The organism is Streptomyces griseus (genome assembly GCF_900460065.1).
Classification (GTDB): Bacteria; Actinomycetota; Actinomycetes; order Streptomycetales; family Streptomycetaceae; genus Streptomyces; species Streptomyces griseus.
The window spans coordinates 12,942-33,226 of the sequence record NZ_UAVD01000011.1 but is presented as its reverse complement, the minus strand read 5'-3'; the positions used below and the strand labels follow the sequence as shown (position 1 = coordinate 33,226).

Annotated in this window: 12 protein-coding genes; 11 read left to right on the top strand and 1 reads right to left on the bottom strand. The window is 75.0% G+C overall.

Annotation, left to right across the window (positions count from 1 at the left end; translation table 11 throughout):
* Positions 1-167: 167 nt before the first annotated feature.
* The 7 genes from DTB53_RS06390 (at position 168) to DTB53_RS06360 (ending at position 11,318) form a co-directional block, all read left to right on the top strand.
* Entirely contained in the window at positions 168-1,556 is a 1,389-nt protein-coding gene (locus DTB53_RS06390) for a GlnX family signal transduction membrane protein (protein WP_042497182.1), read from the top strand.
* 11 nt (positions 1,557-1,567) lie between these two features.
* Positions 1,568-2,608: a glutamate ABC transporter substrate-binding protein gene (locus tag DTB53_RS06385; RefSeq protein WP_042497180.1), complete on the top strand. Its 1,041-nt coding sequence runs from the start codon at positions 1,568-1,570 to the stop codon at positions 2,606-2,608.
* Between the two features lie 110 nt (positions 2,609-2,718).
* The gene (locus DTB53_RS06380; protein ID WP_012380932.1) at positions 2,719-4,077 is read left to right on the top strand and encodes a coiled-coil domain-containing protein; all 1,359 of its coding nucleotides are present in this window, start codon (positions 2,719-2,721) and stop codon (positions 4,075-4,077) included.
* Complete coding sequence (locus DTB53_RS06375; RefSeq protein WP_012380931.1) at positions 4,074-6,857, top strand: serine/threonine-protein kinase; 2,784 nt, start codon at positions 4,074-4,076, stop codon at positions 6,855-6,857. Before DTB53_RS06380 ends, DTB53_RS06375 begins: the two co-directional genes overlap by 4 nt.
* Before the next feature lie 2 nt (positions 6,858-6,859).
* The gene (locus DTB53_RS06370) at positions 6,860-8,290 is read left to right on the top strand and encodes a PP2C family protein-serine/threonine phosphatase (RefSeq protein ID WP_012380930.1); all 1,431 of its coding nucleotides are present in this window, start codon (positions 6,860-6,862) and stop codon (positions 8,288-8,290) included.
* Between the two features lie 98 nt (positions 8,291-8,388).
* Positions 8,389-9,750, top strand: a complete 1,362-nt coding sequence (locus DTB53_RS06365; RefSeq protein ID WP_012380929.1) for a vWA domain-containing protein — start codon at positions 8,389-8,391, stop codon at positions 9,748-9,750.
* Between the two features lie 131 nt (positions 9,751-9,881).
* Positions 9,882-11,318, top strand: coding sequence for an FHA domain-containing protein (locus DTB53_RS06360; RefSeq protein WP_012380928.1), 1,437 nt, complete (start codon positions 9,882-9,884; stop codon positions 11,316-11,318).
* Between the two features lie 25 nt (positions 11,319-11,343).
* On the opposite strand, the gene DTB53_RS06355 is transcribed toward DTB53_RS06360, so the two are convergent.
* Positions 11,344-12,339 (bottom strand): methyltransferase domain-containing protein, encoded by a 996-nt coding sequence (locus tag DTB53_RS06355; RefSeq protein WP_012380927.1) that lies wholly within the window; start codon positions 12,337-12,339, stop codon positions 11,344-11,346.
* 101 nt (positions 12,340-12,440) lie between these two features.
* On the opposite strand from DTB53_RS06355, the gene DTB53_RS06350 reads away from it, so the two are divergent.
* The 4 genes from DTB53_RS06350 (at position 12,441) to DTB53_RS06335 (ending at position 20,210) form a co-directional block, all read left to right on the top strand.
* Positions 12,441-12,845, top strand: a complete 405-nt coding sequence (locus DTB53_RS06350; RefSeq protein ID WP_003969111.1) for a globin — start codon at positions 12,441-12,443, stop codon at positions 12,843-12,845.
* Between the two features lie 246 nt (positions 12,846-13,091).
* Positions 13,092-16,376 carry an FtsX-like permease family protein gene (locus DTB53_RS06345; RefSeq protein ID WP_042497173.1) on the top strand — a complete coding sequence of 1,095 codons (3,285 nt, stop codon included), beginning with the start codon at positions 13,092-13,094 and terminating at the stop codon, positions 16,374-16,376.
* Between the two features lies 1 nt (position 16,377).
* Positions 16,378-19,209, top strand: a complete 2,832-nt coding sequence (locus tag DTB53_RS06340) for an ABC transporter permease family protein (RefSeq protein WP_012380925.1) — start codon at positions 16,378-16,380, stop codon at positions 19,207-19,209.
* Positions 19,206-20,210 (top strand): ABC transporter ATP-binding protein, encoded by a 1,005-nt coding sequence (locus DTB53_RS06335; RefSeq protein ID WP_012380924.1) that lies wholly within the window; start codon positions 19,206-19,208, stop codon positions 20,208-20,210. Before DTB53_RS06340 ends, DTB53_RS06335 begins: the two co-directional genes overlap by 4 nt.
* Positions 20,211-20,285: the final 75 nt, after the last annotated feature.

Genomic DNA, 20,285 nt, shown 5'->3' with positions numbered 1-20,285 from the left:
CGGGCCTCCGGAACGTGTACCTGATGGGAAGTCCGTTCGCTTATGGGGATGTATCCGGGCACGTTGTGCTGCTTGCCTTGATCGGCCGCGTCCGCCCTGATCGAATGCGGGGACTGATGACGGGGACGGGACGGGGACCCACTGTCAGTGACCGAGGGGGAGGTCGAGTGACACACCCGCCGAGCGGCGGCACGCGGACACCGCGCACGCCGGACCCGGTGTCCGCTCCCGCGGGCGTGCCCGCGCAGCGCCGCACCACGTGGTCCGGGCAGGCGGAGCGTCTGCGCGCCGTGGCGACGACCGAGCCCGGCCGGCTCCAGATCATCGGGGCGGTCCTGGCCCTGCTGGTCGTGGCGTTCGGCGCGGTGACCACGCTGGAGATCTCGTCGCGGGCGTCGTCGGCCGACGACGTGGTCAGCCGCAGCCAGCCGCTCAGCGCCGACGCGGCGGACATCTACCGCTTCCTGGCGGACGCGGACACGACGGCGGCCAGTGGGTTCCTCGCGGGGGCGCAGGAGCCCGAGGCCGTGGGCCGGCAGTACCGCAAGGACATCGAGGAGGCGGCCCGGCTGCTGGTGAAGGCGTCGGGGAGCACCGAGGCCGACAGCGCGTCCAGCCGTGAGATAGCCACCCTCAACAAGCTGCTGCCGGTCTACACGGGCCTGATCGAGCGCGCCCGGGCCAACAACCGCCAGGGCCTGCCGCTGGGCGGCGCCTACCTCCGGTACGCGAACCAGAAGATGACCGGCGAGATGCTGCCGGCCGCCGAGCGGTTGTACGCGGCGGAGACGGGCCGGCTGGAGACGGACTCCGCCGACGCCCGGCAGTGGCCCCTCCTGTCGCTCGGCGCCGGCGTTCTGGTGCTCGGCGCGCTGGTGTGGATGCAGCGGCGCACCTACCGCCGGACGAACCGGGTGCTGAACCACGGGCTGCTGGCGGCGACGGCCGCCGCCTCGGTGGTGGTGCTCTGGCTGGCCGTGGGACACACGGTGGCCCGTGCGGAGCTGCGGTCGGCGATGGCGCACGGCCAGGCGTCCCTGGAAGTGCTCAACGACGCGCGGATCAACTCCCTGAAGGCGCGGGCCAACGAGAACCTCACCCTGGTGGCGCGCGGTGCGGTGCTGACCCCCGACGGCTCCGCCGACCAGTACGAGGCGGACTACACGACGGGCATGAAGGCGCTGCGGGACCGGTTGGAGAAGGCCGGCCGGCTCGCCGACGACGAGAGCGGGAAGGCGCCGGTCCTCGCCGCGACCGAGGCCGTGACCGCGTGGCAGGCCCGCCACCGCGAGGCCCGCGCCACGGACGACCGCGGCGACTACGACGGCGCCCTGGAGCAGATCATCGGGAGCGAGGGCTCCACCGGGCAGTCCTTCCAGCGGGTGGACGCGGCGCTGGAGGAGGCGCTCGCCCATGAGCAGGGCGAGTTCGGCTCGGCCGCGAAGGGCGCGCGGGGGGCCCTGCGGGGCCTGCCGACCGGTGCCGCGGCGCTCGCGGTCCTGGGGGCCGCCGCCGTGATCGTCGGGGTCAACCGCAGGCTCTCGGAGTACCGGTGAGAGGGGCAGCGATGAGCGGGTCGAGGAAGCGTTCCGCACGCGGCGGCCTGCGCGGCTGGGGCGGCGTGGCGGGGATGGCGGCGGCGTGCGCGGTCACCGCGGCGGTCACCCTGCTGCCGCTGGCCCACCACAGCGACGGGGCGGCCGGGGCCATGGCCCCGGGCGGCGGAGCGGTGACGGCCGCCGATCAGGCGCGGGCGGAGGAGTGCACGGAGCCGGAGGCGAGTCTGCCCCCGTCGAGCGCCGACGGGCCCGGCGTCGAGAAGATCAAGCAGCGCGGCAAGCTGATCGCGGGCGTCGACCAGAACAGCTTCCGCTGGGGCTACCGCAACCCGGAGGCCAGGGAGCTGGAGGGGTTCGACATCGATCTGGTGCGGGCCATCGCCAAGGACGTCCTGGGCGACCCGGACGCGGTGATCTTCCGCGCGATCCCCACCAACCAGCGCATCGCCGCCCTGGAGAACGACCGGGTCGACGTCGTCGTGCGGACGATGACGATCAACTGCAAGCGGCTGGAGCAGGTCTCCTTCTCCACCGCCTATTTCCAGGCCGGGCAGCAGGTGCTGGCCCCCAAGGGGTCGACGATCACCGGCTACGACGCGTCGCTGAAGGGCAAACGGGTCTGCTCGGCCGAGGGCTCCACGGCCTACGAGGCGCTGGAGAAGAAGTCGTTCGGGGCGCTCTACAAGGACGACTTCGACGGCACCGCGCGCGATCCGGACCTGCTGACCGTGCCCAACCAGCTGGACTGCCTGGTGCGGCTCCAGCTCGGCGAGGTCGACGCCGTCGTCACGGACAACGCCCTGGCAGCCGGTCAGGCCGCGCAGGACCCGGCGGTGGAGCTCAAGGGGAAGGCCCCGTTCACCACGGAGTACTACGGCGTCGCGACGAAGAAGGGCGCCGACGACCTGGTGGCCCGGGTGAACAAGGTCCTCGTCGACTACCGGGCGGGCGGTGACAACAGCCCCTGGATGACGTCGTACCGCAAGTGGCTGGCGGCCGGACTGCCCGGCATAGCGGGCCCGCCCGCCCCCAAGTACCGCGGCGACTGACCCCCGGCGCCCCGGGGCGCGCGGGCCGGGGCGAGCGGACCGGAGCAGATACCGAGACAGACCGATCCCGCCGGGCCCATCGGCCCGCGGGGAGAGCGGAGAGGTGATCGATGGGCGTCGCGGGATCCTTCCCCAGCTTCGCGGGGAGGCCCCCCGGCCCGGTCATGGACCGGGAGGAGGCGGACCGGGCGCTGGCCCGGCTCGGTGCGGAGCACGAGGCCATCGAGACCTCGCTCCTCGCCCTCCAGGACCATGCCGGCCGCCGGCTCCTGGAGGGCGCCGAGCTGACCGGTGTCACCCGGGAGCGCTGGGCCACGACCGAGCAGTCGATCACCCTGCTGTGGGGCTATTTCGACGCGTACGCCGGGGCCCTGGCCGAGGCCCGGGAGATCCGCGCCCGGCGGCGCCACCCGAACCGGGAGGACCTCGTCGCGCTGACCGAGCTGCTGCGCGGCGAGGCCGTCACCGTCGCCAACCCGGGCGCGGTGCCGCCGCCTTCGGTCGCGGGTCCGGCCCGGCTCTCCGAGCGGTTCTCGCTCCAGGAGCTGGTCGCCCGGATGAACGAGCTGTACGCCAGGTCCCTGGACATGGTCGTCTCCTCCGACTCCGTGTGGTCGGCGCTGCCCGCCCGGATCGATCTGCTCGCAGCCGAGCTGCACCGGACGCGTTCGCTGGCGCACTCGGTGGGGGTGCGGCCCGGTGAGCATCCGGCCGGGGACGATCTGGCGGAGATCTCCGAGGAGCTGGCCACGCTGCGGGTGCAGGTGATCTCCGACCCGCTGGCGTTCTGGCTGCCGGGGCCCGGCAGCGCCGCGCCGGGCGGCGGCCGACCCGACACCTCGCGCTACGACCGGGCCGCCCGCGCCCTGGAGGACGTGCGGCGGGAGATCGAGGCGGTGCTCACGGTCCGGCAGGACGCGGAGGCGCGGCTGGTGCGGCTGCGGGACGTGCTCTCGCGGGCCGACCGCACCCTGACGGAGGCACGGGCGGCGCGCGGCGAGGTGCTGGCCAAGATCGCCGCCTCCGAGGTGCCCGTGGTCAGCGGACCGCCGACGGCGCTCCAGGAGCGGCTGGCGGCGGCGGCCGACCACCGCAGGTACGCCCAGTGGCACCGGCTGTCGCCGCTGCTGGAGTCGCTGGAGCAGGAGGCCGAGGACGAACTGCTGCGCGCCCGGGAGTCGCTGACCTCGGTGACGGCTCCGCTGGCGGTCCGCGCGGAGCTGCGCGGCCGACTGGACGCGTACAAGGCGAAGGTGGCCCGGCACGGGCTGGCTGAGGATCCGGTGCTGATCGAGCGGTACGACGCGGCGCGCCGCATGCTGTGGAGCGCGCCGTGCGATCTGCGGGTCGCCGAGCAGGCCGTCCTGCGCTACCAGCACGCGGTGGCGGAGACGCTGACGCCGCGCCCGCCCGACGGACCGCAGGACCGGCAGGGCACCGCGACGGGCGAAGAGGGGGAGACACGATGAGTACGCAGTGCCAGCGCCCCGCGTGCGAGGGGGACTACGAGGACATGGGCGGCGGTGAGCTGTACTGCGACACCTGCGGTCTGGCGCCGGTCGTCTCGCCGACGGGCATGGTCTCCTCGCCGCCGACCGGGATCGCCGGGGGCGGCCGGGCGAGCGGCGGGGACAGTTCCTCGCAGCGCTCGGGCTCCCGTGCCTCCGCCCGGTCCTCGTCCCGTTCGTCGACCTCGCGCCGCTCGGTCTCCGGCCGGCTGTCGCGTTCCCTGTCCGGGGCCTCCACCTCCCGTTCGGTCTCGGTGCGTTCCTCCGGCTCGACGTCGGCGGCCTCGGCCCGGGGGCGGCTCGGCGTCGGCCTGGTGGAGGTCCCGGACGTGCCCCGGCCCGATCCGCGCACGGCGGTGATGGAGAACCCGGAGGTGCCCGAGCGCAAGCGGTTCTGCTCCCGTTCGGACTGCGGTGCGCAGGTGGGGCGTTCGCGGGGCGAGCGGGCGGGCCGCACCGAGGGGTTCTGCACCAAGTGCGGCCACCCGTACTCCTTCGTGCCGAAGCTGACCGGCGGCGACATCGTGCACGGCCAGTACGAGGTCGTGGGCTGTCTGGCGCACGGCGGGCTCGGCTGGGTCTATCTGGCGGTGGACCGGGCCGTTTCGGACCGCTGGGTGGTCCTCAAGGGCCTGTTGGACACCGGCGACCAGGACGCGATGGCCGCCGCGATCTCCGAGCGCCGGTTCCTCGCCGAGATCGAGCACTCCAACATCGTCCGGATCTACAACTTCGTCGAGCACCTGGACCAGCGGACCGGCTCGCTCGACGGCTACATCGTCATGGAGTACGTCGGCGGCAAGGCGCTCAAGGAGATCGCCAACGAGCGCCGCACCCCGGCCGGGAAGCGCGACCCGCTGCCGGTGGAGCAGGCCTGCGCGTACGGGATCGAGGCGCTGGAGGCGCTCGGCCACCTGCACAGCCGCAACCTCCTCTACTGCGACTTCAAGGTCGACAACGCGATCCAGACCGAGGACCAGCTCAAGCTGATCGACATGGGCGCGGTGCGCCGGATGGACGACGAGGAGTCGGCCATCTACGGGACGGTCGGCTACCAGGCCCCCGAGGTCGCGGAGCTGGGCCCGTCGGTGGCCTCCGACCTGTACACGGTGGCCCGGACGCTGGCGGTCCTCACCTTCGACTTCCAGGGGTACACGAACGTCTACGTGGACTCGCTGCCTGACCCGGACAACATCGAGGTGTTCCGGGCCTACGAGTCCTTCTACCGGCTGCTGGTGCGGGCCACGGACCCGGACCCGGCCCGCCGGTTCGGCTCCGCCGCCGAGATGGCCGAGCAGCTGACGGGGGTGCTGCGGGAGGTCGTGGCGCTCCAGACGGGCCGGCCGCGCCCCGCCCTGTCGACGCTGTTCGGCGCGGAACTGCGGGTGACCGACACGGAGTTGTTCGCCCGGCAGACGGACGACGTCTCGCTGCTGGGCGGCCGGGACACCGGATCGAAGCGGGGCGGGTCGCGGGGCCGCCGCAAGGACCACGGCCGCCCGCCGCCCGGCGTTCCGGCGCAGGGCGGCGCCGCTCCCGTCGCGCCGGGGGCCGTGACGTCCGCGGTGGCCGGGGCACTGCCGGTGGCCGGCCGGCCGGTCGGCCCCGCGGGGGCCTCTCCGCTGGTGGCGCCGCCGACCCATGTCCGGGGCTCGGCACCGGGCGGCGCCCCGTCCGCGTACGCTCCCCCGGCCCCCGCTCCGCTGCCGGCGCCCCGGGCGGCCGAGCCGTCCCCGGACGCGTCCGGGCCGTACGTCCCGACCGGACCGTATGCCGCCGGGGGTGTCCTCCTCGCCCCGTTCGACGCCCGGTCCACCTCGCTGGCGCTGCCGGTCCCCCGGGTCGACGCGATGGACCCGAACGCCGGTTTCCTCGCCGGTCTCATGGCCTCCGCCCCGGCGGAGCTGATCACGGCCCTGCACACGGTTCCGGCCCCCTCGCTGGAGACCCGGCTGCGGGAGCTGCGGGCCCGGCTGGAGATGCGGGAGCCGGACGCGGCCGCCCGTGCGCTGACCACCCTGGAGGGTGAACACCCGGACGACTGGCGGGTCGTCTGGTATCGGGGCGTCACCTCCCTGGTGACCGGGGACCACGAGACGGCGGCGCTCTCCTTCGACGCGGTCTACGACGCGTTCCCCGGGGAGATGGCGCCCAAGCTGGCGCTCGGGATCTGTGCGGAGGTGCTGGGGCAGCTGGACAACGCCGCCGAGTACTACCGCCTGGTGTGGGCAACCGATCCGGGGTTCGTCAGCGCCGCGTTCGGCCTGGCCCGGGTGCAGATCGCGGCCGGTGAGCGGGCCGGGGCGGTGAGCACCCTGGAGTCGGTGCCGGAGGCCTCGATCCACTACACGGCGGCGCGGGTCGCCGCCGTCCGGGCGCGGCTGCGCGAGCGCTCGCACCGGGAGCCGCTGCTGGCCGACCTGACGGCCGCCGGCGCCCAGGTGTCGACGCTGGCCGCCTTCGGTCTGGCCCCGGTGCGCCACGAGGAGTTGTCGACCGAGGTACTGGGCAAGGCGCTCGACTGGGTACTCTCCGGTAGTCCCGGTGTCCCGGGGTCGGTCGGACCGGCCGCCGGTCCGTCCGGGGCAGGCAAGCTGCTCGGCGCCGAACTGAACGAGCGGGGGCTGCGGTTCGGGCTGGAACGCTCGTACCGGATGCTCGCCCGGCTCGCGCAACGGGGCGACGAGAGGATCGAACTGGTGGAGCGGGCCAACCGTTTCCGCCCCCGGACGTGGGTGTGAAGATGTCACAGAGCCACCAGCAGCCCGCCCTGGCGAAGTGCCCGGGCTGCGAGGAACCGCCGGCTGCGGGCGATCTGTTCTGCGGGGTGTGCGGCTACGACCTCTCGGCCGTTCCGGCGCGCCCCGACGACCGGCCGACGATGGCCATCACCGTGCCCCCGGCCGCTCCGGCGGCCGGAGCGGCCGGAGCGGTGCGATGGCCCGCGGCCGAGGAGACGGACAGCTCGGACGTGCCCGCTCCCGTGGTCCGTCCGGCGGACGTGCCGGGGACGGATTCGGGCGGCAGGCCGCTGACCGGGCCGGACGCCCCCGACGCGACGCCCGGGCGGGGCGCGGGTTCGCCGGCCGAGCCGTTGCCGGCGGGTGGGCCAGGGGCCGCGGCCGTCCGGGTGCGCCACGACGACCGGGCGGACCCGGGAGGTGCGGAGGCCTCCGGCGACTTCGCCCTCGCCGCGCCCGATCCCCGGGCGGCGGACCACGCCGCCGCGCCCGCCTCCGGGGCGAAGGTCTGTGTGGCCTGCCGTTCCGGGCGGGTGGACCCCGACGGCTACTGCGAGAACTGCGGGCACGCGCAGCCCCGTGAGCGCGACCACATGGAGCAGGAGCTCGACGCGGTGGCCGCCGTCAGCGACCGGGGGCTGCGCCACCACCGCAACGAGGACTCCTTCGCGGTGTCCTCCACCGCGCTGCCGGACGGTTCCGCCGCGGTCGTCGCGATCGTCTGCGACGGCGTCTCCTCGGCGAGCCGTCCCGACGAGGCCTCGGCCGCCGCCGCGAGCGCCGCCAACGAGGCGCTGCTGGAGTCCCTGCCGCGCGGTACGCATCCGCAGACGGCGATGCACGAGGCCATCGTCGCCGCGTCGGAGGCGGTCAACGCCCTGGCGCGGGAACCGGCCGGGGCGCGGGAACACGACGCGCACCGCCACCAGAACGCCCCGGCCTGCACCCTGGTCGGCGCGATCGCGGCGGGCGGCCTGCTGATCGTGGGCTGGGTCGGCGACAGCCGGGTCTACTGGGTGCCCGAGGACCGGACCCAGCCGACCGCCCGGCTCACCGAGGACGACTCCTGGGCGGCGCAGATGGTGGCGGCCGGCCTGATGAACGAGGCGGAGGCGTACGCGGACGAGCGCGCCCACGCCATCACCGGCTGGCTCGGCGCCGACGCGTACGAACTGGAGCCGCACACCGCCGCGTTCAAGCCGGACCGGCCCGGCCTGGTCGTCGTGTGCACGGACGGCCTGTGGAACTACGCGGAATCCGGCGAGGAGATGGCCGCCGCCGTCCCCGCCGACGCCGGGGACCAGCCGCTGCGCGCGGCCCGGGCGCTCGTCGGGCACGCCCTCGACGGCGGGGGCCACGACAACGTAACAGTGGCGCTGCTGCCGTTCGCCGTACGGCCGCAAGGGGCAGGATCGGCCTGCGACACCGCATGAGCCGGTGCTCCGGCCCTGTCCCGCCCCGTTGTCAGCCGCCCGCGCCCGCGCGTCCCCTCTTCACCTGATCCCCTGTGGAGCCTCAAGGAGCCGACCAGATGGCCAACTTCTCCAAGTCGAACGTGCCGCAGTTCTCCGTCGAGGTGTACCAGAACGCGTTCCTGCCCGAGGGCGGTCGTGAGGTCAACGCGATCGTCACCGTGACCTCGACCGGCGGCGGCACCACCGGCGGCGTACCGCTGGCGGGATCGGCCCCCGCGCCCGCGTACGCGCCGGGGCGGGGCCCCGACGCCGCCGTGGTGCTGATGGTCGACTGCTCGGGTTCGATGGACTACCCGCCGACGAAGATGCGCAACGCGCGCGACGCCACGGCGGCGGCCGTCGACGCCCTGCGCGAGGGCACCCGGTTCGCGGTGGTCGCCGGGACGCATGTGGCCAAGGACGTCTATCCCGGCAACGGGGAGCTCGCGGTCGCCGACCGGCGGACGAAGGCCCGGGCCAAGGAGGCCCTGCGGAAGCTGAGCGCGGGCGGGGGCACCGCGATCGGCACCTGGCTGCGGCTGGCCGACCGGCTGCTGGGCGCGGCGGACGTGGACATCCGGCACGGCATCCTGCTGACCGACGGCCGCAACGAGCACGAGGCGCCCGAGGACCTGCGGGCGGCCCTGGACTCCTGCGCCGGCCGGTTCACCTGCGACGCCCGCGGGGTGGGCACCGACTGGGAGGTGAAGGAGGTCACCTCCGTCGCGTCCGCCCTCCTCGGCACCGCCGACATCGTCGCCGACCCCGCGGGGCTGGCCGCGGACTTCACGCGGATGATGGAGAACGCCATGGGCAAGGAGGTCGCGGACGTGGCGCTGCGGCTCTGGACGCCGGTGGGGGCGGAGATCCGGTTCGTGAAGCAGGTCGCGCCGACCGTCGCGGACCTGACCGGGCGGCGGAGCGAGGCCGGGCCCCGGGCCGGGGACTACCCGACCGGCTCCTGGGGCGACGAGTCCCGCGACTACCACGTGTGCGTCCTGGTGCCGGAGGCCGGGATCGGCCAGGAGATGCTCGCCGCCCGGGTCTCGCTGATCCTGCCCGACACCTCGGGCGCGGGCGCCCCGCAGACGCTGTCGCAGGGGCTCGTGCGGGCCGTGTGGACGGACGACATGGTGGCCTCGACCTCGATCAATCCGCAGGTGGCGCACTACACGGGTCAGGCGGAACTGGCACAAGTCATCCAGCAGGGTCTGGACGCACGCAAGTCGGGCGACTTGGACGGCGCGACGGCGAAGCTGGGGCGTGCGGTGCAGTTGGCGTCGGCGTCCGGGAACCAGGACACTGCGAAACTGCTTTCGAAGGTGGTCGACGTCGTCGATGCCGCGACGGGTACTGTGCGACTGAAGGCGAAGGTTGCGGAAGCGGACGAGATGACCCTCGAAACGCGCTCCACCAAGACCGTTCGCGTCAAGAAGTAACACGGCTCGGTCATCGGACGACCACCGCGCCGTCAGCACAGAGCAACCATACGTACGCGTGGGGCAAGGACGCCCGCGATCGACAGCATGACGGCCTCCGGGGCCGGAAGAGGAGAGGGGGAAGCGCCGACATGCCGACCTGCCCGAACGGACACCAGTCGGGTTCCGAGGACTGGTGCGAGGTCTGCGGACACCGCATGACGACCGGCGGTGCGCCCACGGGCGCGGTGCCCCCGCCTCCCCCGCCGCCGCCCGCACCCGGTTACGGCTACCCGCAGCCGGGCTCCGGCACCGGTGGCGGCCGGCCCACCATGCAGGCGGAGCTCTGCCCGCAGTGCCGCACGCCGCGCGAGGCGATGGCGCCGTACTGCGAGGAGTGCCGCTGGAACTTCCTCACCAACACGGCGACCTCCTACACCCCGCTGGCCCCGCAGCACTCCACGCCCGGCCCGCCGCCCGGTCTCAACCTGCCGCCCGGGTTCCAGGCACAGGGCCCCGGCCCCGGCGGTCCGGGCGGCCAGGGCGGCGCCGGTGGTCCCGGTGGCCAGGGCGGTCCGCCCGGCGCTCCCCAGCCGCGCGACCCGTTCGACTACCAGGGCTCGCGCCCCTCTCAGGTGAACCGTCCCGCCGAGCCGCTGGCCCCGGAGCAGAACGGTCCGCACGGGAACAGCGGTCCGCACGGAAACAACGGTCCGCACGGGAACGACGGCCGGGGCGGGCCTCCGCCGCAGGCGTTACAGCAGGGTCCCCCGCCGCCGCCCTCGTTCCAGCAGGGTCCTCCGCCGCAGCAGTCCGGATCCTCGCCGTTCGAACCGCAGCGGTCGGCGCCCTCGACGCGCTCGCCGTTCGAGCCGCAGCAGTCGGCGCCCTCTCCCTTCGAGCCCCAGCAGGCCTCGCCCTTCGCGCCGCCGCAGCAACAGCAGTCGGCGCCCCCGCATCCGTCGGGGAACACCGGCGGCGGGGACGACTGGATGCTGCCGCCGCCCTCCCAGGGCCAGCAGCCCGCCCAGTCGCAGCAGTCACAGCCGCCCCAGGGTTTCCAGCGGCCCGGCCCCCACCAGGGCCACGGCCAGGACCAGGGCCCGGGACAGGACCGGGACCAGGGCTACGACCAGGGTCAGCAGCAGGGCGGAGTACCCAGTCAGGGCGGGCCCCGGCAGTCCGCATCCTGGACCGCCGTGATCGCTCCCGACCGTGCGTACTTCCTCGCGATGATGCAGCGCAGCGGCCCCGAGGCGACCGGGCTGAACCTGCCCGCGTACTCCCCGGAGCAGCGCCTTGCGCTCACCGGGAGCCAGATCACCATCGGGCGCCGCCGGCACAGCACCGGCGAGTCCCCCGACGTCGATCTGTCGGTGCCCCCGGAGGACCCGGGCGTCTCGCACCAGCACGCGGTGCTGGTGCAGCAGCCCGACGGCGGCTGGGCGGTCGTGGACCAGAACTCCACCAACGGCACCACGCTGAACGGCGCCGAGGACCCGATCCAGCCCTACGTCCCGGTGCCTCTCCAGGACGGCGACCAGGTGCACGTCGGGGCGTGGACGACGATCACGGTGCGCCGGGACTGACGGGCCCCGGGGCGACGCGGTCGCCTCACCCGGCGGCGAGCGGCCAGGTGTAGGGGCCCTGCGGGTCGTCCAGCCAGGCCCACTGCCGGCCGTGTCCGACCGTGATCCCGTACCTCTCACGCCGCGGGCGCTCCTCGCGCTCCCAGAGGGCGAGGGCCTCGTGCGGGTCGAGGGCGCCCGCGGTCAGGGTCAGCAGGAACCGGAAGAGGTCGTCCCCGGCGACCCGGCGCGGCAGCCCGCCCGGGTGCGGCGGCCCGCCGGGACCCGGGAGCGCCCCGCGCAGCGGCACGAAGTACGCCGGGGTGGGCAGGAAGTGCCCCTCGGCGCGCGGTCCGTCCTCCGCCGCGCGGACCCGGAGCAGGACCAGGCCCGTGGCGAGCGGCGCGAGGATGCGTGCGCCCGGACGGCACTGTTCCGGCCAGGCCTCCGGTACGGAGGGCAGGGTGCAGGTCGCGATGATCCGGTCGTACGGGGCGTGCCGTGGGCAGCCCCGGGCCCCGTCGCCGGTGACCACCGTCGGGTGGTACCCGGCCGCGGCGAGGTGGCCCCGGGCCGACTCCGTGATCTCCGGGTCGAGGTCGACGCTGGTCACGGCGGAGTCGCCGAGCCGATGGGCGAGCAGCGCGGCGTTGTAGCCGGGTCCGGTGCCGATCTCCAGGACCGTGTGCCCGTCCCGGAGGCCGAGGGCGTCGAGCATCAGGGCCATCAGGGACGGCTGGCTGGAGGACGAGACGAGTTCGCCGTCCTTGAGGCGGGTGGCCAGCGCCCCGTCCGCGTACACCCCGCGCAGCCAGCGGGAGCGGCGTTCGGGGTCGGGATCCTCGCCCCAGAGGCGCTCGAAGCCGCGGATCCCGTGCACGTAGAAGAACGGCACGAAGAGGTGGCGGGGCACCTCGGCGAAGGCCCGGCGCCAGGCGGGGTCGGTGAACTCGCCCCGCGCGGCGATCTCCCGCACGAGGGCTTCCCGCGCCGCGTCGACCTCGGCGTCGGGCGGGGAGGGTCCTCTGCGATGTGCGCCCATGGTTCCACTGTCCTGCGCCGGGGCCTTGCGGGCGAGCGGGCTTTTCGGCCCTTGGTCCTAGGACCCCCGCCCTCGGCCGACGCGTCTGCGACCATGGACGCGTGACTGAGATTCCGCGCGACACGCTTCAGGAGCAGACCTTCTACGAGCAGGTCGGCGGCGAGGCGACCTTCCGGCGCCTGGTCCATCGCTTCTACGAGGGCGTGGCGGGCGACGAGCTGCTGCGGCCGATGTATCCGGAGGAGGATCTCGGACCCGCCGAGGAGCGGTTCGCGCTGTTCCTGATGCAGTACTGGGGCGGCCCGCGCACCTACAGCGACCACCGGGGCCATCCGCGGCTGCGGATGCGGCACGCGCCGTTCCGGGTGGACCGGGCGGCGCACGACGCCTGGCTCGCCCACATGCGGGTCGCGCTGGACGAGCTGGGGCTCGCGCCGGAGCACGAGCGGCAGCTGTGGGACTACCTGACCTACGCCGCGGCCTCGATGGTCAACACCGCAGACTGAGCACCGCGGACACCGCCGACCGGTCGCGGTCGGCGGCGTCCGCGGCGCCCGCGGCGGACACCGCCTGACCGCTTGTGCACGATCCGTGACCGGACAACTCCGGAATTCGGCACTCCACCTCCGCATAACGATCACGATCGCATCAAGGTGTGCCTGCGAGCGGTTACCAGAACCTGTTGCCTCTGAAAACATCACCGGTACGTCGGGGGGCGTGCGCACGCGGTGTTTTCGGGGCTGGGGGATCAGGTGACGGGTTTCGTCCTTCTACGGGTGAGGGCTCATCGCCTCCTGCTTTCGGCGGCCGTCCTGGCCGTCCTGCTGACCACCTCCGTCCTCGCGGCGCTCACCGCGTTCTCGGGTTCCGTGGGCGACGCGGCGCTGCGCCACTCGCTCACCCACGGGTCGGCCGCCTCCGCCGCCCTCGTCGTCTCCGCCTCCGTCGACCACGAACAGCGCGCGGAGGCCGACGAAGCCGTCCGCGAGGCCTCCCGCGACGCCTTCGACGGGCTGCCCGTGACCGTGGGGAAGCTGGAGAGTTCGGGGTCGTACGCGCTGCCGCGGAGCCTCCAGGACCCGGCCGCCCGGCGCGGGAAGGAACCGGACCTCACCCACTTCTCCGCGCTCGACCCGCGCCGGGTGCGGATCACCGGGGGAAAGGCCCCCGCGGCCACCGACGGCGCCGGCCCCGTCCAGGTCGCGCTGCCCGTCGTCGCCGCCGAGGCGCTGAAGCTGAAGCCGGGCGCGCGGCTCACCATCACCGACCGGCTGCACGACAGGAAGCAGCGGGTCCTGGTCACCGGGGTCTACGAGGCCGCCGACCAGTCCGACCCGTACTGGCAGCTCGACCCGCTCGGCGGGCGCGGGGTGCGCAAGCTCGCCTTCACGACGTACGGCCCCCTGCTCACCGACCCCTCGGTCCTCGCGTCCGGTGTGCTCGCCGGGGGCGAGACGTCCTGGCTGGCGTCCGCCGACTTCGCCGAGCTGACCACCGGCTCCATGAAGGGGCTGCGCGAGGCGTCGGCCGCCGCCCCGAAGGCCCTGACGGCCGCCCCGGTGTTCGCCTCCGGGGTCACCGCGCGGACATCGCTGCCCACCGTGCTCGACCAGCTCGACCGGGCCCTGCTGGTCTCCCGCTCGACCCTGATGATCGTCGCGGTGCAGTTGGTGCTGCTCGCCGGGTACGCCCTGCTGCTCGTGGCCCGGCTGCTGAACAGCGAGCGGGACGGGGAGCGCGAACTGCTGCGGGCCCGGGGCGGTTCGCGGGGCCGGATCACCTCGTTCGCCGCGATCGAGGCGCTGCTGCTCGCCGTGCCCGCCGCCGTGGTCGCGCCCCTGCTCGCGGGGCCGCTGACCGGGCTGCTGGCCGAGCGCAGCGCCCTGGCCCGGATCGGGCTGAAGGTCCAGGAGGCCTCGACCGGCACCGTGTGGCTGGTCTCCGCGGCCGTCGCGCTGGCCTGCGCGCTGGCCGTGGTGGCCCCGTCCCTGACGGCCGGCGCGGGCGGGCGCAGAACGCGGGCCGCGTCGCTGCCCGGTCCGGTGCGGGCGGGCGCTGACCTCGGGCTGCTGCTCGTCGCGGCGGTGGCGTACTGGCAGTTGGACCGGCAGTCCGGCGGCGGGGCGCTCAGCGGCGACCGGTCGGGCGACCTCGGGATCGACCCCCTGCTGGTCACCGCCCCCGCGCTGGCGCTGCTCGCCGGGACCGTCCTCACGCTCCGGCTGCTGCCGCCCGCGGCGAAGCTCGCCGAGCGGCGTGCGGCCAAGGGCCGGGGACTGCCCGCGGCCCTGGCGGGCTGGCAGTTCAGCCGGCGCCCGTTGCGCGGGGCGGGGCCGGTGCTGCTGCTGGTCCTGTCGGTCGCGATGGGCATGCTGGCGATCGGGCAGAGCGCTTCCTGGAACCGCTCGCAGTCCGATCAGGCGGACTTCGGCTCCGGCGCCTCGGTCCGGTTCGTGGGCGGGCACGGGAGCGGTGCGGCGACGGCCGGGTCGTACAGCGCCCTGGAAGGGGTGCGGCAGGCGGCCCCCGCCTACAGGGCCGACGTGGAGGTCTCCGGGGGGCGTACCGCGGAGGTCATCGCCCTGGACACCGCGCACGCGGACGAGCGGATGCTGATGCGCTCCGACCTCGCCGACGAGAGCCCCGCGGAGTTGTTCGGGGCCATCGCCCCGGAACGGGCCCCGCGCCCCGGACTCGTACTCCCCGGGGACAGCACCCGGCTGAAGCTGGACGTGCGGATCGCCCCGGTGTCGAAGCCCACGGGGGACAGCCCGGACCCGGAAGCGCCGGTGGTGACGGTGCTCCTGGAGGACCGCTACGGCCTCCCCTACCGCGCCCTGGCCGGTCCGGTGCCGGTGGACGGCCGGCCGGTCCCGGTGTCCTTCCCGGTGTCGGCGGCGGGCGGTCTGGCCGTGACCGGCATCGAGGTGGACGGTCAGGCGCCGTCCGACCACGCGCGCCGCCACCGGGTCTCGGTGAGCGACGTCCGGGTGGTCGCCGGGTCGGGCGCCGAACGCCCGGTGCCGGCCCCGAAGTCGCTGCGCTGGGACGCGGCCATGAAGCTCACCGAGTTCGGCGAGGACCGGCCGGGCAAGCCGCCGGTGCGCAACGGCTCGTCGGGCCTGCCGGACTTCACGTACGACACCGGCGTGGACGACGCGGACAACTGGGAGCCCACCAGCGGCACCCTGCGGGTCACCGCCGCCCGGCCGAAGGCCACCGCCGTCAAGGCGGTCGCGACCGACGCCTACCTGAAAAGCACCAACGCGAAACTGGGCGACGAGATCGACGTCACCCTCGCCGGGAACACCATCCGGGTGACCCTGGCGGAGGCGGTGCGCCGACTGCCGACCACCGGGGCCGACGGGGCGTCCGGCGCCCCTGACCCGGTGGCGAGCGGCGGCGCGCTGCTGCTGGACCTCAAGGCCGTCACCGGGGTCCTGGCCCACCGGCAGACCGCCACGATCGAGGCGAGCGAGTGGTGGCTGAGCACCGCCCCGGGCGACGCGGCGAAGGTGGCGGCGGCCCTGCGCGCCCTGCCGGACACCGATCCGGCCCAGGTGCTGGTCCGGGCCGAGGCCGCCCAGCGGCTGGTGGACGATCCGCTGGGGGCGGGCCCGCAGTCGGCGTTGCCGGCCGTCGCGGTGGTCGCCGCCGCCCTCGCGGCGGTCGGCTTCGCGGTCAGCGCCTCGGGCTCCCGGCGCGAACGCTCCGCGGAGCTGGGCGTGTTGCGGGCCCTCGGCGCTCCGCGCCGCCAGCTGGCCCGCATGATCGCCGCCGAGCAGGGCGTGCTGATCGCGCTGGCCCTGCTCATCGGGCTCGGCATCGGCACGGTGCTGACCCGCGCCGTCGTTCCGCTCATCGTGCTCACCGGACAGGCCGACCGGCCCGTTCCACCGGTGCTGGTCGAGCTGCCCGCCGGGCAGGTCGCGGCGCTGCTGGCCGGGGTCGCCGCCCTGCCGCTCGTGATCGTCGCGACGATGGCGCTCCGCCGCGGGGACCCGGCGGTCACGCTGCGCCACCAGGGGGACCACTGACATGCGTCACAACAACCGGGCGGCCACCGCCCCGTGGATCAGGACCCGGCTGCGGACCGCGCCCGGCGCGGCGACCGCGCTCGCGGTGCTGGTGCTGGTGACGGCGTTCCTCGCCGCGGCGTTCCCGCGGGCCGTGGACGCGTACGAGACGAAGGGGCTGCGCCACGACATCCGGTCGGCGGCCCCGAGCCGCAGCGTCATGGAGGTCGCCCGGCCGCAGCCCGGCCTGGAACTGCCGCAGGCGCAGCGCGAGGCCGAGGCGCGGAGCCCCGAGCTGGCACGGGTCGGCGCCGGGCTCCTGAAGGTGCTGCCCGCGCCGCTGCGCGCCGACACCTCGTCGGTGGCGCACGGCGTGCGCACCACGAAGCCGGCCGTCGCGAGCGAGCCCTGGCTGCCGCGGCCCGACGCGATTCCGCCGCGGCTCACCTATGTGGCGCAGTCGGGGCTGAAGGACCACGCCACCCTGGCCTCGGGTGCCTGGCCGACGACGCCCCGGGAGGTCACATCGGACACCCGTGCGGTGCAGGGCGCGGTCACCGAGGAGACCGCGGCCGAGCTGAAGGTGAAGGTCGGCGCGACCGTCGAGCTGCTCACCGCGGCCCAGGAACCGATCACGGTGACGATCACCGGCATCGTGGCCCCGCGCGATCCGCGCGGCAGCTACTGGTCCGCCGATCCGCTGCTGCGCTCCCCCTCCCTGGTCCCGGACCCCGAGGCCCCGTTCCCGGTGTACTACTGGACCGGCACCGTCCTGCTGGCCGAGGACACCGGTCCCGCGCTCCTGAGCACGGCCACCGAACCGGCGCTCTTCTGGCGGATCCCGCCCGACCCGGCCGGGCTGACCGGCCCCGACGGCGCCCGGCTCACCTCCGTCATCGCCTCGCTGGAGAGCGGTCCCGGGCTGCTGAAGGTCCGGGGGACCGCCGGGGACACCGCGGTGTTCGCCACCGGTCTCGGCCACATCGTGGAGGCCAACGCGCGGATGCGCGACGCGATCAGCCCCGTGATCGCGGTCGCCGCCCTCGGCATCGGCTCCGTGGCCGCCGTCGTGCTGCTGATGACGGGGGCCCTGATCGGCGCCCGCCGCCGCGGCGAACTGGCGCTGATGCGCTCACGCGGCGGCTCGCTGCGCGGGATCGGCGGGCGGCTGCTCGCGGAGACCGCGGTGACCGTGCTGCCCGCGACCGCGCTCGGGCTGCTGCTGGCGGTGCTGACCGTGGGCGACGGCCGGTGGTGGCCGGGGGCGCTGGCGGCGGCCGGCGTCGGCCTCCTGGTGTGCGTCGCCCTGCCGTTGCGGACGACGCTCCAGCACGTCCGGCCCACGCTGCACGGGGCCCGCGAGGACATGGTGAGCGCCCGGCCCTCGCGTCGGCGGACCGTGGCCGAACTGACCCTGCTGGTGCTGGCGGTCGGCGCGGTGACGGCGCTGCGCCGCCGCGGTACGTCGTCCGACGGCGGCACCGACCTGCTGGTCAGCGCCGCTCCGGTGCTGGTCGCGCTGATCGCCGCGCTGGTGCTGGTGCGCCTCTACCCGCTGCCGCTGCGGCTCGCCGCGCGTCCGATGGCCCGGCTGCGCGGGGCGATCGGCTTCCTGTCGCTGGCCCGGGCCGGCCGTTCGTCGGCGGGCGGGGCACTGCCGCTGCTGGCCCTGCTGCTGGCGCTGGCCACGGCGGCGTTCGGCGGCTCGGTGATCGCCGGGATCGGGGACGCGCGGGACGACGCGGCGCTGGCGGCCGTCGGCGCGGACGCACGGATCAGCGGCGTGAGCGAGCGGACGACGCTCCCCGACGAGCTGGTCCGCACCGTGCGCGAGCTGGACGGCGTACGGGCCGCGGCACCGCTGCGCGTCGAGCACAGCGTGGCCCTGCCGGCGCCCGCGGCCGGTGACGGCGCAGCGGACGGCGACGGTACGGGCGGCGCCCAGGACGTGGGGGCGGCGACCGTGGTGGGCGTCGATCCCGCCCGGTACGCCGAACTGGCCCGCGCGACCGGGCTGCCGGCCTTCCCGGCCGCCCGGCTCAAGGCCACCGGCTCCTCGGCCCCCCTGCCCGAGGGCGGGAGTTCCGGCCCGGAGCGCGTCCTGCCGGCCATCGCCTCCCCGGCGGTGGCGGCCCGCCTGGGCGGGCAGCCGCAGTACCTCGACACGCTGTCCGGGAACTTCAAGGTCCAGATCGTCGGGACCACCCCGCACGCCGCCTCGCTCACCACCGAGAACTTCCTGATCGTGAACTCCGCCGCCCTGGAGGAGCGGACGCCCACCACGCTGCTCCTCACCGGCGCCCCGGACCCCGGGAAGCTCCGCGCGGCGGTCGAGGAGAGCGGCGCGGAGTACGCCGTGCAGCTGCGTTCCGAGGAGCGCGCGCGGTACGTCGACACCCCGATGCAGGCGGGGGCCGAGCGGATCTACCTCGCGGCCGTCGCGGCGGGCGCCGGATACGCGCTGCTGGCCGTCCTGCTGTCGCTGCTCCAGACCGCGCCGGAGCGCAAGACGCTGCTGGCCCGGCTGCGCACGATGGGGCTCACCACCGGGCAGGGCAGGCGGCTGCTGGCCTTCGAGGCGACACCGCAGGCCCTGCTGGCGGCCGGCGGCGGGCTGTTCACGGGCTGGGCGACGATCGCCCTGCTCTCCCCCGGCGTCGATCTCGTGCCGCTGGCCCTCGCGGGCGTCGCCGGATCGGACACGAGCCCCGTCCTCCTGCGCACCGACCTCTGGTCGCTGGGGCTGCCGGCCGCCGGCGTCGTGGCGCTCGCCGCCGCGGTCGCGGGCGTGCAGGCGTGGTGGGCGAGCCGCCGCGGATCGATCACCGAACTCAGGGCAGGAGACTCCCGATGACCTCGTCCACCGAGACGGAAGGCACGGCCCGCGCGGCCGAAACGACGCTGGCGGAGCTGGAGCGGCGGGCCGCGGCCCGCCGGGACCGCCCCTCCTACGGGCACGACGCGCTGATCGCCTGCGACCGCGTGGTGCGGATCTTCACCACGGACGGGGTGGAGGTGCAGGCCCTCCAGGGTCTCGACCTGCTGGTCACCGAGGGCGAGTTGATGGCCCTGGTCGGGGCGTCGGGCAGCGGCAAGTCGACCCTGATGAACATCCTGGCCGGGCTGGACGTGCCGACGGCGGGGTCGGCGAAGGTCGCGGGCTGCGATCTGCTGTCGATGGGCCCGAAGGAACGGCTGCGCTACCGCCGGGACGTGGTCGGGTTCGTCTGGCAGCAGACCGCCCGCAATCTGCTCCCCTACCTCACCGCGGTCCAGAACATCACCCTGCCCATGCAGTTGCGCGGCGGCAAGGACAAGCGCGAGCGGGCCTCCCGCGCCGAGTCGTTGCTCGCCATGCTCGACATCGCGGACTGCCGCGACCGGCGGCCCCAGCAGCTCTCCGGCGGACAGCAGCAGCGGGTGGCCATCGCCGTGGCGCTGGCCAACAACCCGTCCGTGCTGCTCGCGGACGAGCCGACCGGCGAGCTGGACTCCGCCACCGGGGAGCAGGTCTTCGCCGCGTTCCGGCGCGCCAACGAGGAGTTGGGCACCTCGATCGTGATCGTCACCCATGACCAGGCGGTGGCGGACGAGGTACGGCGCACGGTCGCCATCCGCGACGGCCGTACGTCCTCCGAGGTGCTGCGCCGCACGGAGGTGGACGCGGCGACGGGCCAGGAGTCGCAGGTGGCCCGGGAGTACGCGATGCTCGACCGGGCGGGACGGCTCCAGCTGCCTGCGGACTACACGCAGGCCCTGGGCATGGAACACCGGGTGCTGCTGGAGCTGGAGCAGGACCACATCGGCGTCTGGCCGGACGCGCACGGGACGGCCCCGAAGGAGCCGGGAGAGTAGCGGCCCAGCCGGGCGTCCGCCACCCCGTACGCCCGGCGGGCGGTCCACAAGTAGGGCTGGCACCAGGACAGTTCG